The sequence below is a fragment of the Burkholderia sp. Nafp2/4-1b genome, from assembly GCF_003635165.1.
Taxonomy (GTDB): domain Bacteria; phylum Pseudomonadota; class Gammaproteobacteria; order Burkholderiales; family Burkholderiaceae; genus Burkholderia.
Genome location: NZ_ML058598.1, coordinates 65,973 through 81,639 on the forward strand (window position 1 = coordinate 65,973; position 15,667 = coordinate 81,639).

The following is a 15,667-nucleotide window of genomic DNA, read 5'->3' on the forward strand; positions in this document are numbered from 1 at the left end:
ATCGCCGTGCGTGCGCCGATGATGGTTCCATCGACATCCGTTCAAGGGAAACGCCATGTACTCGAACATTCTGGTTGCGCTCGACGGCAGCGATACGTCGTCCCGCGCACTCGACGCCGCGCTGGACCTCGCGGCGGAAACGGGTGCGCGGCTGACCCCCGTCTACGTCGTCGATTTCATGGTGCCGGCGTACGACACGTTCGGATACGACCCGTCGATCCTGGTCGACGCGTTCCGTGAAGAAGGGCTGCGCGTGACGGACGACGCCGCGACACGCATGAAAGTGCGCGACGTGGCCGGCACGCCGCAGATCTCCAGCGTCGCGCCGGCGGGCGAAGACGTCGCGCAACGGATCGTCGGGCTCGCCGGGGAACTCGGCGCCGACCTGATCGTGATGGGCACGCACGGCCGGCGCGGTTTCCGCCGTCTCATGCTCGGCAGCGTGGCCGAGCGTGTGCTGCGGCATGCGACGCGGCCGGTCCTGATGATTCCGGCGAACTGCGTATCGAAGGCGTCCGCCGAGACTCCCGCTGCATCGACCGAAAAGGAGCTGTCATGAGCTACAAGACCCTGCTCGTCCATCTCGACGATAGCGAACGCTGCGCAACCCGGGTGGAGCTCGCGCTCGAGCTCGCGGGCCGCTGGAACGCGCATCTGATCGGCCTCTACGTGATCTGCCAGGATCTCTTCGAACCGTTGCGACGGCCCGACGAACCGCTGAAGCTGGCCGTCTACGAACGCCTGTGCGAGCAGCGGCGCAAGGAAGCCGAGTCGCGATTCCTCGCGGCCGCCGAGCGCGCCGGACGCAACAACGTGGAGTGGCAGGCGCCGGCCGGCGACGCAACCGAGGCCGCGATCCTGCATGCGCGGCACGCCGATCTGCTCGTGCTCGGCCAGGAAGACCCCGACGATCGCATGACCTACGTCGCGCGCCATTTCATCGAGGATGTCGTGATGAGCAGCGGACGTCCCGCGATCGTCGTGCCCTACGCGGGCAACGTACGAACGCTTGGCGAAAACGTGCTGATCGGCTGGGACGGCGGGCGTGAGGCCGCCCGCGCAGTGGCCGACGCCCTGCCGCTTCTCGCCCGCGCGCGCTTCGTCAACGTCGAGACGGTCGCCCGCCGGCATCCCGATCCGGACGGGACGCCGGCGGGGGTCGACGTCGCCGCGTATCTCGAACGGCACGGCGTGCGTGCGTCGTTCTCGACGACGCCGCGCGAACGGTCGGTGAGCGTGGGCGCGACACTGCTGAACCGGGTCACCGACCTGCATGCGGACCTGCTCGTGATGGGCCTGTACAGCCATGCCCGCATGCACGAACGCGTGCTGGGCGGCGCGACGCGCACGATCCTCGAGACGATGACGGTGCCGGTCCTGCTGTCCCACTGAGCGAACGAAAACGGGCAGCCGCTTGCGGCTGCCCCGCTGGCGTCGGACCGTCACAGCACGCCGGCGCTCGCGCCTGCACCCTCCCGCACCACCAGCACCGGCCGGTCCGCGATGCGCACCAGCGACTCGGCGACGCTGCCGAGCACCGCACGGCGCACGCCGCGACGGCCATGCGTGCCCATCACGATCAGGTCCGCATAGCATCCGGCGGCGGCGCGCGCCAGCACGTCCGATATGTCCATTCCGCGCGCGTCGATCGTCTGCGCGATGCCGCGCACACCGGACAGCTGGAACGCGGTTTCCGCGTCCGAGACCGCAATCGCGGCCCGGTCCGCGTCCAGCCCGGCCGGATCGCGCGAATCGGTATAGCCGCTATCGACGTCAGCCAGCCGACGCGCATCCGACACCACGCACATGGCGATGACCAGGCCGCCTGACTCGCGGGCGAGCGAAATCGCCTCATCGAGCGCGAGCCGCGCACTGCGGCTGCCGTCGATTGCCGCGAAGATCCGGTGGTACATCGCGCATCCCTCCATTCGAGTTCGATCGGTTCGTCCAGCCAGTCTGAGCCTGATGGCCGCCTTTCCGTTGATGCGGGTCAAGCAGGCGCGGCGGCGCCCGTACGCATCGGTCCCGATTGGCGAGCGCCGGTAAAACGCGCACAATTCAGCGCGATATCGCAGTTCCGGCCCACCCCGCTGCCGGTGCGTCGCGCCCGAGGCCGGCCGCGATGCCCGCGACCGTCCATCGTTCGGCCTGATCGTCAGCCGCGAGCGCGCGCACATGCCCGACGGCACCGTGACGATCGACCATCGGCCCGGAACGGGCTTCACGATCACCGTGGCGTTGCCGCTGCACGCCATCCAGCAAGGAGACGTGCCGTCATGATCAGGGTACTCATCGCCGACGACCACGCACTCGTTCGCGACGGCCTGCGGCACATCCTGCAGAGCGCAAGCGGTTTCGACGTGGTCGGCGAAGCGCAGGACAGCACTTCGACGATCGCGCTGGTGCGCAACGCGGACGCGAACGTGCTCGTGCTCGACCTGTCGATGCCCGGCCGAAACGGCATCGAACTCATCAAGCAGATCAGGGACGAGAAGCCGGCATTGCATATCCTCGTGCTGACGATGCATGCAGAACAGCAGTATGCGGTTCGCGCGTTCCGTGCGGGCGCGTCCGGCTACATGACCAAGGAAAGTGCGAGCGCCGAACTGGTCGCCGCGCTGACCAAGATCGCGGCCGGCGGCGTCTACGTGAGCCTGACGATGGCCGAGCAATTCGCGCAGAGCCTGAACGAGCCGACCGATCTGCTGCCGCATCAGCGCCTGTCGGACCGCGAATTCGACGTGTTCCGGCGCGTGACTTCGGGCGAGTCGATCTCCGAAATCGCACAGGCGCTCTGCGTCAGCGTCAAGACCATCAGCACGTACAAGACGCGGATCCTGGAGAAGATGCAGATGCCGAACGACACGGCGCTCGTGCGCTACGCGATGCGCCACAAGCTGTTCGAGGACCCGGACGAACTCTGACGGCCACCGGGCAGCCGGCCGATGCGCGACCGGGCCCCGCTCCGACCGTGCCGGGGGCACCCGCAACCGCGTGAGCTCGCGGGCTAAATAGCATCCGGCATCGCCGCTGGTATTGAGCAGGATCAACGAAATCCGCGATCGACACCGCCAGGTTGCCGTTCGCATGCCCGACGGCCTTCGCCGTCGCGACAAGACGCCGCACGCCTGTAGGAAACGTCCTACAGCACTTCCACGTCGCCTACCGCATCTTCAATTCCGGCTGATTTTCTTGACGCCGCGCAATGTCCATACTGCACAGCAGGAAAGACGATCCAACCCGCGCCCCGGGGCAACGGCAGCATCGCCGTCGAGACTCGCGTATCGGTCTCCCGGCCCGTTCCCGCGCAGCGTTTCCATCAGGAAGGCGGCAGAGACCGGTGCCGCCGGTACAACAGCCAGCGCGACTCCGCCCGACGCCGGACCGTCGCTGCCCCAACTGGAGCCGATCATGCAGAGCAATGCCGATGTCTCGACGACCATGCCGTCACGCCCTTTCATCCCGCTGCATCCCGTCGGGCCGGTCGATCGGCCGAAGCGCGCCGTGTCCCGCTGCTCGACGTGCGCATTGCGTACCGTCTGCATGCCGCCCGAGCTCTCCGCCGACGATTTCGCGCGCGTCGACGCGATGATCTGCACCACGCGCCAGGTCAGGCGCGGCGAAACGCTGTTTCGCGCAGGCGACACGTTCCACAGCATCTACGCCGTGCGAACCGGCTCGTTCAAGACCATCGTGAGGCACCGCGACGGCGACGCGCAGATCACCGGCTTCCAGATCGTCGGCGAGTCGCTTGGGCTCGACGGCGTGCACACCGGGCATCACAACGGCGACGCCGTCGCGCTCGAGGACAGCACGGTCTGCATCATCCCGTTCGGGCAGCTCGAGCAGATGTGCCGCGAAGTCCGGACGATGCAGCATCACGTGTATCAGATGATGGGCGGCGAGATCGTGCGCGAATCCTCGCAGATGCTGCTGCTCGGCACGATGTCCGCCGAACAGCGCGTCGCCGCGTTCCTGCTGAATCTTTCCACGCGCTTCAGGGCGCGCGGCTACTCGGCCGCCGAATTCGTGCTGCGGATGACGCGCGACGAGATCGGCGAATATCTCGGGATGAAGCTCGAAACGGTCAGCCGCATGCTGTCGAAGTTCCAGCAGAAGGGGCTCGTCGCCGCGCAAGGCAAGCAGATCCGGATCGTCGATTCGGAAGGACTCCGGCGCATCTGAGCGGGCCGCGGCAAGGTCGGGCGGATCACGCGCGCATCGCGAGCACGGCGGCGCCCGACACCCGCCCGCCGCGTAGGTCGTCGAGTGCGCGGTTCGCATCGGTCAGCGCGTAGCGCACGACGTCGACCCGCAACGGTGTCGCAGCGGCGATCCGCATGAATTCGACCGCATCCCCGCGCGTCAGGTTGGCCACCGACGCGATACGGCGCTCGCCCCACAGCCATGCGTACGGAAAGCCGGGGATGTCGCTCATGTGAATGCCGCCGCACACCACGATCCCGCCTTTGTCGACCGCGCGCAGCGCGGCCGGCACCAGCGCACCCACCGGCGCGAAAATGAGCGCGGCATCGAGCGGCTCCGGCGGCGCTTCGTCGCTGCCGCCGGCCCATGCCGCGCCCAACGACCGTGCCAGGCGTTGCGCGACCGCGTCGCCCGGTTTCGTCAGCGCGAATACCTTGCGTCCCTCGCGATGCGCGACCTGCGCGACCAGATGAGCCGCGGCACCAAAACCGTAGATGCCGATGCGGCGCGCGTTACCCGCCATGCGCAAGGTTCGATAACCGATCAGGCCGGCGCACAGCAGCGGCGCGGCCTCCAGATCGGCATAACGCCGCGGCAGATGCACGCAATATCGATGGTCGGCGACCGCACACTCGGCATAGCCGCCATCGATCGTATAGCCGGTGAATCGCGGGCTGTCGCACAGGTTTTCGCGGCCGGACGTGCAATATGCGCAATGCCCGCACGTCGAGCCCAGCCACGGAATCCCGACCCGGTCGCCGACGGCGAAGCCCGTCACGCCGTCACCCATTCCGCGCACCGTTCCGACGATTTCGTGCCCCGGAATCAGCGGCAGCTTCGGATGCGCAAGCTCGCCGTCGACGACGTGGAGATCGGTCCGGCATACGCCGCATGCGTGTACGTCGATCAGCAACTGCCCCGCGGCGGGCGACGGATCCGGCACGCGCGCTTCGCGCAGATGCGGTGTCGTGCCGTCAAACATCATCGCAAGCATGCTCGCCTCCCCGCGCGATTGCTTTCGCGCGCGTCGCTTTCCAAGGCTGGCGCCGTGCATCGCGCGCACACCGCCCGATTACAGGCGCGTGATGTGCGTCAACGGGCACCGGACGGTTGCCGACACGATGAAGTGGCATGACGCCGCCGGCGCGGGCCTCGTGGCACTTCCCGGAGCGCCCATCGCACGGCCGCTGCCGGGTGTCATTCGACCACCAGGTCGTCGACGACGGCACGTACCCCTCGTGCGGACCAAGCGGCTCCGCGCACGGCCTTGCGCTCCGAAAACGAGCCGACCTTGCCGGACAACCGCACCGTACCGTCGTGCACGTCGATCGCGATGTGCTTCGCCTCGCGCTCCGCATGACGCATGATCGCGCGCTTGATGTTGCCGCCGACGTCGTCCGCCCCGGCCGTGGCCTGTACCGCGATGTGGTCGGTCACGCCCGTCACGCTGCGCATCTGTGAGATCGAACGCACGGCGAGATGGCTCTGGTACGCCCAGTCGACCCTGCCGGACAACGTGATCCAGCCGCGTTCGACCTGCACCTTGATCGCGTCATCGTGCAGGCCGACCGTCCAGTGCAGAACCGAACGCACCGCTTTCGCGATGTCCTCGTCGGTGCGCACGTCATCGTCCGGCAGATGCACCGTCATGTCGACGACGAGCGCCTTGACGCCGGCGACGCGGTTTGCAGCGCGCTCGATCGCCACCTTCTCCGCATAGCTCGGCGGGTGACCGGAAAGCGTCACGATCCGGTCGGCGACCTCGACACCGATGCGGGTTGCATCGATCGACGGGTCGGACTCCAGTTCGTCCTGAATGTCCTGCTTCAACTGCTTGTCGGTTTTCATCATCTGCTCTCCTGTTCGGGCGATCGGCCTTGCGGAACCCAGCGTACGCGCCGCCACGGGCGCGCGCTTGATGCGCGTCAACGGCCGCGTCTCCCGCTCTCCAACTGTGCAGACAAATCGACCGAACAGTTCTCGACTGATTGCATCGCACTGTCCATGGTCAGCGGCATCCGCGCGGCCGAATAATCGGAGCAATGGGGATACGGCAAGGCCATACAGCCGCTCGACACACCGCGCCACCCGGCCCAACCGCATCACATTTGCGCAAGCCTACGTAATTCGGGGAAGCAGCCGCAAACGCATTCGGATATATTCATACGAATTGCGTGTCGTCAGACGAAAACGAAATCGCCCGCTCGCTCGGGCGCTGCCCGGCGACATGCAAGCCGAACCCGTCATGGGTCATGGAGACTCGTCCGGCACACCGACGCCTCACAAGGGCGCGCGATCGACCGGACGGCATCAGAACTATCAATCAACGGAGATGGCAGATGGAACGAAGCACTGTCGGCATGCGCTGCAAACCCCTGATCACCGTCGCGCTGGCCGCCGCCGCATTCGCGGCCGCGTCGGGCGCGATGGCCGACCAGGTCGTGAAGATCGGCAGCGTCGAACCGACGACGGGTGGCATTTCGCACCTGGGCAAGGACAACGAGAACGGTGCGCGCCTCGCGGTCGAGGAAATCAATGCGAAGGGCCTGACGATCGGCGGCAAGAAGGTCACGCTGCAGCTCGACGCACAGGATGACGCGGCCGACCCGCGCCAGGCCACCCAGGTCGCGCAGAAGCTGGTCGACGACAAGGTCGTCGCCGTCATCGGCCACCTGAACTCGGGCACGTCGATCCCGGCGTCGAAGATCTACAGCGACGCGGGCATCGTGCAGATCTCGCCGTCGGCCACGAACCCGACCTACACGCAGCAGGGCTTCAAGACCACCTATCGCGTGGTCGCGACCGACGCTCAACAAGGCCCGGCACTGGCGAGCTACGCGCAGTCGAAAGGCGTGAAGAGCGTCGCGGTGATCGACGATTCGACCGCGTACGGCCAGGGCCTCGCGAACGAGTTCGAGAAGAAGGCGAAGGCGCTCGGCCTGAAGGTGCTGTCGCACGACGCGACCAACGACAAGGCCGTCGACTTCCGCGCGATTCTGACGAAGGTCAAGGGCGAGAACCCGGACGCGATCATGTACGGCGGCATGGACGCCACCGGCGGCCCGCTCGCGAAGCAGGCGAAGCAGCTCGGCATGCGCGCGAAGATCCTGTCCGGCGACGGCGTGTGCACCGACTCGCTCGCGCAACTGGCCGGCCCGGCGGCCGACAACGTGCTGTGCTCGCAGGCCGGCGCGGCGCTCGAGAAGATGCCGGGCGGCGCGGACTTCCTCGCGAAGTACCAGAAGCGTTTCAACCAGGGCATCAAGTTCGATGCGCCGTTCGCGTACGACGCGGTCTACATCGCGGTCGACGCGATGAAGCGCGCGAATTCGACGGACCCGGCGAAGATCCTCGCCGCGATGCCGTCGACGAAGTATGAAGGCGTGATCGGCACGACCACGTTCGATTCGAAGGGCGACCTGACGCACGGGATCATCTCGATCTACGGCTACAAGAGCGGCAAGAAGACCTTCCTCGACCAGGTGAAGATGTAACACCCCGCGACGCCGGCCCGACGGGAACGCCACCCGTCGGCGCCGGCGCTGCACGGGGCCGATTCAGGTTTTGCGGAGATGAAGCGACATGTGTGCAATGGCGTATGCGGATTTTCAACAGGAGTTGAAGAAGGCGCAGTTGACGGCGCGCGAGTTCGCCCGCCTGATCCGGATGAACGAAAGCTCGATCACGAACTATTCGAGCAAGGGCACCGTCCCTTCCCACCTCGCGGTCATCGCGACCTTGATCGGCGCGCTCGCCGCGCACGAGATCGATTTCCGGCACGTGATCGGCAAGACGGCCATCGAACCGAAACGGCCGCGCGGCGTCGGCGCATTTTCGACGACGGCGGTGGCGGCGGCAGCGGCGGCCAAGCCGCGGCCGCGTGTCACGAAGCGCCGCAACGGCGATTCGTGAACTACCGCGGCCGATCGGCTGCTTCGCGATCCCGCTCGGCGGCGTCGGTGAATTCGACACCCGACGGCGAGCGGATCAGCAACGGAACCCCCATCGCCGCTTCGAGGTCGGCGAGACGCCGGCTGAGCGCCGACGGCGCGTGCATCGAACCTTCCTGAACGACGGAAATGAACAGTTCGAGGCTGTACGGATCGTTACGCGTGCGGGTGAATCCCTGGAGACTTTCGTGACGTGACGTGACATGACGTGTGGCGTCCGATGAACGCGTGCGGACCGGCGCGGCGGTCCTCGTCACGCCGCCATGCGCACGTGATCGAGCAGCGCCTGCAGCGGATGACGCACCTGCCGCGCGGACATGCGCTTCACCTGGCTGCGGCACGAATAGCCGGTCGCCAGCGCCTCGCCTTCGGCCGCCGGACCATCGACGTGCGCGGCCCACGACTGCGCATAGATCGCGCGCGACGTCTGCAGGTTGCGCGCCTCGTGCCCATAAGTACCCGACATCCCGCAACAGCCGGTCGCCCGAACCGCCAGCCGCAGCCCGCGGCGCGCGAACACCTGCGTCCATTGCTTGCCGCTGTCCGGCGCGTTGGTCTTTTCCGTGCAATGCGGGAGCAATCGGTACAACGCCGTCGCACTGCCCGCGCCCGCTTCCGGCAGCGCGTGCAGCAGCCACTCCTGCGGCAGCGCGACCTTCGGCACGTCGGCGAGCCCCGTCACCTTCAGGTATTCCTGCCGATACGTGAGCGTCATCGCCGGATCGAGCCCGACGAGATCGACGCCCGAGCGCGCGAGCGCCGCCAGTTGCGTCGCGTTGCGGATCGCCGCCTGTTCGAACGCGCGCAGAAAGCCCTGCACGTGCAGCGCCTTGCCGTTCGGCGCGAGCGGGGCCAACCACACCTGGAAGCCGATGCGCGCGGCCAGCTCGATCAGCGTGGCCAATTGCTCGGTATCGAAATAGCGCGTGAACGTGTCCTGCACGATGACGACGCTGCGCGCGCGCTGCGCGTCGCTCAGCGCGGCGAGCGCGTGCGGCTCGGCCGGCCGCACGTTCCACTGCCGGACCACGGCCGCGAGATCGAAGCGGCTCAACAGCGGGCTGTCGACCATGCCGACGTGCCGCTCGAGCAGCGTGCGCACCCAGCCGGCGCGCATCAATCCGTTGTACAGCGCGGGCACGCGCGCCATCCACGGCATCGTGAATTCGAGCGAGCCGATCAAATAGTCGCGCAGCGGGCGCAGGTAGCGCTGGTGATACAGCTCGAGAAAGCGCGAGCGGAACTCGGGCACGTTGACCTTGACCGGGCACTGGCCCGCGCACGACTTGCACGCGAGGCAGCCGGCCATCGCGTCGTACACCTCGTGCGAGAAGTCGGCTTCGCCGTTGCGCGCGGCGCGGCTGTTGCGCCAGCGGGTCATGAGCCCGCTCACGAACGGCTGTTTCGCACGCGCCGCCGCGACGACGTCGATGCCTGCCTGTCCTTGCAGACGCAACCATTCGCGCATCAGCGACGCGCGCCCCTTCGGCGACTGCACACGCTCGCGTGTCGCCTTCCACGACGGACACATCGCGTCGTCCGGATCGAAGTTGTAGCACGCGCCGTTGCCGTTGCAGTGCATCGCGGTGCCGTAGCTCTGCCACACGCGCTCGTCGATCTGCCGGTCGTGGTCGCCGCGCGTCGGCACCTCGTCGATCTTCAGCAGCCGCAGCGTGGTGTCCGGGGGCGTCGCGATCTTGCCCGGGTTGAACTGGTTGTGCGGATCGAATGCGGCCTTCAGTTGCTGCAGCGACGGATACAGCTCGCCGAAGAACGCCGGTGCGTATTCCGAGCGCACGCCCTTGCCGTGCTCTCCCCATAACAGGCCACCATGGCGCTGCGTGAGCTCGGCCACCGCGTCCGATACCGGCCGCACCAGCGCTGCCTGCTTCGGATCCTTCATGTCGAGCGCCGGACGCACGTGCAGCACGCCCGCGTCGACGTGGCCGAACATCCCGTACTGCAACCCGTGGCCGTCGAGCAGCGCGCGGAATTCGGCGATGTACGCGGCGAGGTTCTCGGGCGGCACCGCGGTGTCCTCGACGAACGGTTGCGGACGCGCCTCGCCCTGCACGTTGCCGAGCAGGCCGACCGCGCGCTTGCGCATCGCATACACGCGCTTGACCGCGTCGTCGCCGTTCGCCAGCGTGTGTCCCAGCCGTTCGACGCTCGTGTCGGTGCGCAGGTGCTCGACGAACGCGCGCACGCGCGCATCGACGTCGTCGGCATCGTCGCCGCTGAATTCGATCAGGTTGATGCCGCGCGTCGGGCGCCCATCGTCCTGTGGGAAATACTCGGCCACGCTGCTCCACACGAAGTCCTTCATCGCGAGCATCAGCACCTTGGAATCGACCGTCTCGATCGACAGCGGCTCGCGTTCGAGCAGCGCGCGTGCGTCGCGCAGCGCGTCCATGAAGCCGGCGTAGCGCACGTTGACCAGCACCGAATATTTCGGAATCGGCAGCACGTTCAGCTTCGCCTCGACGACGAAGCCGAGCGAGCCTTCCGCGCCGCACAGCACGCTGTTCAGGTTGAAGCGGCCGTCCGGTTCGCGCAGGTGCGCGAGATCGTAGCCCGTCAGGCAGCGGTTGAGCTTCGGAAACTTCGCGTCGATCAGCGCGGCCTTCTCGTCGGCGATGCGGCGCGCGGTGCGATACACCTTGCCGACCCGGTCCTGCCGCGCGCAGCGGCGTTCCAGCTCGTCGTCGTCGAGCGCGTCGCTGTGCAGCGGCTCGCCGCCCATCAGCACGAAGTCGAGCGCGAGCACGTGGTCGCGCGTCTTGCCGTACGTGCAACTACCCTGCCCGCTCGCGTCGGTGTTGATCATCCCGCCGACCGTCGCGCGATTCGACGTCGACAGCTCCGGCGCGAAAAAGAGGCCGTGCGGCTTCAGCGCGGCGTTGAGCTGGTCCTTGACGACGCCGGCCTGCACGCGCACCCAGCGCTCGTCGGCATTGATTTCGAGGATCCGGTTCATGTTGCGCGACAGGTCGACCACCACGCCGTCCGTCAGCGACTGCCCGTTGGTGCCGGTGCCGCCGCCGCGCGCAGTCACCGCGACGTCGCGATGCGCGGGTTCGGCAAGCAGCCGCGCGACAAGCCGCACGTCGTCCGCATGCGCGGGACAGATCACCGCCTGCGGCAGGCGCTGGTAGATCGAGTTGTCGGTCGCCTGCACGGTCCGGTTCGCGTGGTCCGTGCGGATTTCGCCGGCGAACCCGGCAGCCCGGAGCGCGGCGAGAAAATCGCGGTAACGGCCCTCGGGCGGGCTGACGGGACGGAGCAACGGAGCGATCGACATGGGATGAAAGTGCAAGGTGGGTGAAGCCGGTGCGCGGCCTCGATCAGAAATATGAGTTTTGAGCAAGATTCCCCGCAGCCCGGAAATCCAGTATCTTGCGAATCAGCACGAGAAACAAACGAATTCTCTCCCGGCAAAACTTGCATAAAACTCATGAATTACCGTCGCCTGACCCCGTCGATGTCGCTGCTGCTCGTATTCGAGGCGGCCGCACGGCATGAAAGCTACACGCGCGCGGCCGACGAGCTGTCGCTGAGCCAGAGCGCGATCAGCCGGCAGGTGCAGACGCTCGAGGATCAGCTCGGCGTGGCGCTGTTCCGGCGTGAGGGCCGCTCGGTGAAGCTGACCGAAGTCGGGCGGCGCTACTTCGTCGAGCTGAGCGGCGCGCTCGGGCGCATCCGCGGCGCGACGCTGCAGGCGATGTCGCACCAGGCCGGCGCCGGCACGCTGCGGCTCGCGACCTTGCCGACCTTCGGCTCGAAATGGCTGCTGCCGCACCTGCACGGCTTCTACGCCGCGCATCCGGGCGTGACCGTGCACCTGCATTCGCGGATCGGCGCCATCGACTTCCATACCGACGATCTCGACGCGGCCATCACCGTCGGCGCGGGCGACTGGCCCGGCCTGCACGCGCACCGGCTGTACAACGAATTCCTGATCGCGATCGCGAGCCCCGACGCGGCTGGGCGCCGCAAGACCGATGCGCGCGCGCCGGCATGGGCCGCAGGGCAGACGCTGCTCGGCGTGACGAGCAATCAGCACGCGTGGGCCGAATGGTTCGCGCATTTCGGGCTCGATCATCGCGAGATGCGGATCGGGCCGAGCTTCGAGCTGACGTCGCACCTGATCCAGGCCGTGCGGGCCGGGATGGGCATCGGCCTCGTGCCGAAGGTGCTCGTGGAAGACGAACTGAGCCGCAACGAGCTGGTGACGATCGGCGATGCGATCATCAGCCAGCGCAGCTACTACCTCGTGTACCCGCCGGAAAACGACACGCTGCCGTCGCTCGTCGCGTTTCGGGAATGGCTGCTGAAATCGTGCTGACGCGCAGGCGCAGGCGCAAGCGAACGCGACGCGCTCACGCGCGCCATTCGCCGAGAATCTGCTCGGCGAGGTAGTCGCACGGCGGGCGCGCGGACTGCGCGCTGCGCGCGAGCACCACCTCGAGTTCGCCGAGCGACGGCAGCCCGTGGCTCTCCGACAGCTGCAACAGATGTTCGGGCACGCAGCAGCGCGCGAGCGGCGCGATGGCGAGGCCGGCCTCGACCATGCTGAGCAGCCCGAGGAAACTCGGGCTTTCATATGACGTCCGGAACGGAATCTTCTGCCGGTTCAGCGCCTTGATCGCACGGTCGCGCGCCATGCTGCCGTGCGAGAACAGCGCAACCGGCAGCGGCCGCTCTTCCCACACGTTCCGTTTCACCGATCCGGTCCATACGATCGGCTCGAGCCGGATGAGCTCGCCCGACACGCCCTTGACGCGGGTCAGGCACGCAAGGTCGACCGTGTTGTCCTTCAGCATCGGCACGAGCGCGCTGCTCGGCTGGCCGATCACGCGCACTTCGACGCGCGGGTGCATCGCGGCGAACTTGCCGAGCACCTGCGGCAGCAGCGACGAGATGTAGTCGTCGGGCACGCCGATCGTCACGCGGCCGCGGATCTCCGGACGCACGACCGACGCCCACGCCTCGTCGCGCATCGCGAGCATCCGGCGGCCGTAATCGGCAAGCATCCTGCCGTCGTCGGTGGCCGTCACGTTGCGCGTGTCGCGGATGAACAGCGGCTTGCCGAGCGCCTCCTCCAGCGTCTTGATCTGCATGCTCACCGCCGACGGCGACCGATGCACGATCTGCGCGCCCTGCGCGAACGATCCGGATTCCGCAACGGCCACCACCATCGCCAGCACATCGAGGTCGAGCTTTTTCATGGGATTCAGAAAATCTGATCAATCGATTCAGTTTATCCCGTTTTACTGTCTGCTTCCATCGCCGGACAATGAACTCCGTCAGCACTCACTCGATGCAGGAAGCGGAAAACATGCACACATCCGGATCGCTCTACGGGTTTCTCGTCATCGGCGGCATGCTCGCGGTCACGCCGGGGCCGAACATGGTCTACGTGATGTCGCGCTCGATCGCGCAGGGGCGCACCGCCGGGCTGATTTCGCTCGCGGGCGTGATGGTGGGTTACCTGTTCTACATGTTCGGCGCCGCGTTCGGGATCACGACGCTGTTCCTGAGCGTGCCGTACGCGGGCACCGTGCTCGGTGTCGTGGGCGCAGCGTACCTGCTTTACCTCGCATGGCAGGCGGTCCGGCCCGGCGGCCGTTCGCCGTTCGAGGTGAAGGCGCTGCCGACCGAACAGCCGCTGCGGCTGCTCGCGATGGGTGCGACGACCAGCGTGCTGAACCCGAAGCTCGCGATGCTGTTCGTGTCGCTGCTGCCGCAGTTCATCGATTACCGGCAGGGCAGCGTGTTCGGCCAGTCGCTGTTTCTCGGTTCGTTGTTGATTGCGGCGTTCGCGTCGGCGAACGGGCTCGTCGCGATCGGCTCGAGCAGCCTCGCGAAGTTCCTGCACAACCGCCCGGCGCTGCTGCTCGCGCAGCGCTGGGCGATGGGCGCGGTGCTGGGCGGCCTCGGCGTGGAGATGCTCGTCGAGGCGGCGAGAATGGCGGGCGCGGCGTAACGGCGGCGACGCACGTCACGACGCCCGCCGGCTCACTTCGTCAGCAGTTCGGCTTCCAGTTCGCGCAGCCGCTCCGGAAACCGCGCGCGCAATACCACGAACCACGCGACCCCGACCGCCAGCAGCGCGACGAACACGTAAGGCAGCCATGCGTAGACGCCGTCCGGCACCGGATACACGCTGCCGGCGAGCGGAATCGCAAGCAGCACGACCGCGATGGCGCTGATCGCGACGTGCCGCGCGCGCAGCTTGCGTTGCCGGCGCAGATAGAGCGGCGCCCCGATCGCGACCAGCACGTACGCGAGCAGCCAGCCATAGGTGGCGATCGAGCTGAGGTAGCCGTACGAATCGAGCAGCGCCGTGCCGCGTGCAGTCAACACCAGCGCCGTCGCCAGCGCCAGCACCGCGATCAGCGCGACGGCGACGTGCGGCGTCGCATTCGTGTCGTGCGCGCGCCCGGTCGACGCATGCAGCACGCCCTGCCGCCCGAACGTATAGACGATGCGCGCCGCCGCGTTGATCGACGAGAAGAATGCCGCGAAGAAACTGAGCGCCACCCCTGCGTCGATCAGCACGCCGATCCATCCGGCGCCGAGCCGATGCGCGAGCACCGCGAGCGGCCCGTCGACGCGATCGAGCGGCGGCGTCTGCCCGTGGAACGCGCTCACCATCCCGTACGCGCCGACCACGAACAGCAGCGCCGGCCCGACCACGCTGATCAGCACCGCGCGCGGAATCGCGCGGAACGGATCGCGCGCCTCCGCGCCGAGCACGGTCGCGCTCTCGAATCCGGTGAAACTGAAGAACGCGAGCACCATCCCGAGCTGCAGCTGCGTCGGCTTCACGCCTTCGAGCGTCAGTTGCGCGCGATCGACCGGATGACCGCCGAATGCGATCGCTCCGATCACGATGGCGGCGATCAGCAGCAGCGTCACAAGCTCGACGAACAGCGTGAAGCGCGTGGACAGCCGGATGTCGCGAAACGCGATGTACCACGCGGCAAACGCGGTGATGACCGTCAGGCCGAGCACCGTGCCGACGGGCGTCGCGCCGCCGAGCAAGCCGGTTTCGCGGCCGAACACGAGAAACGTGTTGACCGTGCCCTGCAGGATGCCCGCCGCGGCAAGTGCATACGCGATCAGCAGCGACCAGCCGCAGATGGCGCCCCACGTCGGCCCGATGCCGGCCGACACGTATGCATAGAGCGCACCCGGCGATGCCGAATCGCGCGCGAACACGGAAATGCTCCACGACGAGAACAGCAGCGCGACGATCGCGAACAGGTAGGCGAGCCATGTGCCGTTACCCGCTGTCGCGAATACGGCAGGAATCAGCACGCCGATCCCGCCCGACACGCCGACGAGGCCGATCGACTGCGCGATCAGCTCGGGCAGGCTCAGATAGTTGCGCCGCAGGCCGCCTGCGTGCGGCGCGAGGTCCGGCGCGGGTAGCGCTTGCGCGGATGTAACCGGATGATTCATCGATTCACCTTGTGATGATTGAAGCGGCGGCGCGTGCGTGCGGG

The 15,667-nt window shown here is 67.4% G+C and carries 15 protein-coding genes; 8 read left to right on the plus strand and 7 right to left on the minus strand.

The genetic code is table 11. The features are described 5' to 3' along the window. Positions 1–55 precede the first annotated feature (55 nt). Together C7H84_RS06310 and C7H84_RS06315 are read left to right on the plus strand one after the other, a co-directional pair. Positions 56–559 carry a universal stress protein gene (locus C7H84_RS06310; RefSeq protein ID WP_121857991.1) on the plus strand — a complete coding sequence of 168 codons (504 nt, stop codon included), beginning with the start codon at positions 56–58 and terminating at the stop codon, positions 557–559. Further along, entirely contained in the window at positions 556–1,392 is an 837-nt protein-coding gene (locus tag C7H84_RS06315) for a universal stress protein (RefSeq protein WP_121857992.1), read from the plus strand. The genes C7H84_RS06310 and C7H84_RS06315 overlap by 4 nt, the downstream gene beginning before the upstream one ends. 50 nt (positions 1,393–1,442) lie before the next feature. Here C7H84_RS06315 and C7H84_RS06320 read toward each other — a convergent pair whose 3' ends face one another. After that, positions 1,443–1,913 carry a universal stress protein gene (locus C7H84_RS06320; protein WP_121858032.1) on the minus strand — a complete coding sequence of 157 codons (471 nt, stop codon included), beginning with the start codon at positions 1,911–1,913 and terminating at the stop codon, positions 1,443–1,445. A gap of 363 nt (positions 1,914–2,276) precedes the next feature. Here C7H84_RS06320 and C7H84_RS06325 point away from each other — a divergent pair, with 363 nt between their 5' ends. Beyond that, positions 2,277–2,924: a response regulator transcription factor gene (locus tag C7H84_RS06325; protein WP_121857993.1), complete on the plus strand. Its 648-nt coding sequence runs from the start codon at positions 2,277–2,279 to the stop codon at positions 2,922–2,924. Positions 2,925–3,411: 487 nt separating this feature from the next. Then, positions 3,412–4,185, plus strand: a complete 774-nt coding sequence (locus tag C7H84_RS06330; protein ID WP_121857994.1) for a helix-turn-helix domain-containing protein — start codon at positions 3,412–3,414, stop codon at positions 4,183–4,185. Between the two features lie 25 nt (positions 4,186–4,210). Here the strand turns inward: C7H84_RS06330 and C7H84_RS06335 are convergent, their stop codons facing one another. Both C7H84_RS06335 and C7H84_RS06340 read right to left on the minus strand, forming a co-directional pair. Further along, positions 4,211–5,200, minus strand: a complete 990-nt coding sequence (locus C7H84_RS06335; RefSeq protein WP_121857995.1) for a zinc-dependent alcohol dehydrogenase family protein — start codon at positions 5,198–5,200, stop codon at positions 4,211–4,213. Between the two features lie 203 nt (positions 5,201–5,403). Next, positions 5,404–6,054, minus strand: coding sequence for a BON domain-containing protein (locus C7H84_RS06340; protein WP_121858033.1), 651 nt, complete (start codon positions 6,052–6,054; stop codon positions 5,404–5,406). 491 nt (positions 6,055–6,545) lie between these two features. Here C7H84_RS06340 and C7H84_RS06345 point away from each other — a divergent pair, with 491 nt between their 5' ends. Both C7H84_RS06345 and C7H84_RS06350 read left to right on the plus strand, forming a co-directional pair. Then, positions 6,546–7,700, plus strand: a complete 1,155-nt coding sequence (locus C7H84_RS06345) for a branched-chain amino acid ABC transporter substrate-binding protein (RefSeq protein ID WP_121857996.1) — start codon at positions 6,546–6,548, stop codon at positions 7,698–7,700. 88 nt (positions 7,701–7,788) lie between these two features. Beyond that, positions 7,789–8,118, plus strand: a complete 330-nt coding sequence (locus C7H84_RS06350) for an XRE family transcriptional regulator (RefSeq protein ID WP_240461981.1) — start codon at positions 7,789–7,791, stop codon at positions 8,116–8,118. A 1-nt stretch (position 8,119) separates the two neighbouring features. On the opposite strand, the gene C7H84_RS37660 is transcribed toward C7H84_RS06350, so the two are convergent. Beyond that, on the minus strand, positions 8,120–8,497 hold the full coding sequence (locus C7H84_RS37660) for a LysR family transcriptional regulator (RefSeq protein WP_346428371.1): 378 nt from the start codon (positions 8,495–8,497) through the stop codon (positions 8,120–8,122). After that, positions 8,410–11,457 carry an FAD-binding and (Fe-S)-binding domain-containing protein gene (locus C7H84_RS06360; protein WP_121857997.1) on the minus strand — a complete coding sequence of 1,016 codons (3,048 nt, stop codon included), beginning with the start codon at positions 11,455–11,457 and terminating at the stop codon, positions 8,410–8,412. The genes C7H84_RS37660 and C7H84_RS06360 overlap by 88 nt, the downstream gene beginning before the upstream one ends. Before the next feature lie 153 nt (positions 11,458–11,610). On the opposite strand from C7H84_RS06360, the gene C7H84_RS06365 reads away from it, so the two are divergent. After that, the gene (locus C7H84_RS06365; protein WP_121857998.1) at positions 11,611–12,501 is read left to right on the plus strand and encodes a LysR substrate-binding domain-containing protein; all 891 of its coding nucleotides are present in this window, start codon (positions 11,611–11,613) and stop codon (positions 12,499–12,501) included. Between the two features lie 34 nt (positions 12,502–12,535). On the opposite strand, the gene C7H84_RS06370 is transcribed toward C7H84_RS06365, so the two are convergent. Further along, positions 12,536–13,384, minus strand: a complete 849-nt coding sequence (locus tag C7H84_RS06370) for a LysR substrate-binding domain-containing protein (protein WP_121857999.1) — start codon at positions 13,382–13,384, stop codon at positions 12,536–12,538. A gap of 110 nt (positions 13,385–13,494) precedes the next feature. Between C7H84_RS06370 and C7H84_RS06375 the strand changes: the two genes are divergently transcribed. Continuing rightward, entirely contained in the window at positions 13,495–14,142 is a 648-nt protein-coding gene (locus C7H84_RS06375) for a LysE family translocator (RefSeq protein WP_121858034.1), read from the plus strand. 32 nt (positions 14,143–14,174) lie between these two features. On the opposite strand, the gene C7H84_RS06380 is transcribed toward C7H84_RS06375, so the two are convergent. Continuing rightward, entirely contained in the window at positions 14,175–15,623 is a 1,449-nt protein-coding gene (locus C7H84_RS06380; RefSeq protein ID WP_121858000.1) for an APC family permease, read from the minus strand. Positions 15,624–15,667 lie beyond the last annotated feature (44 nt).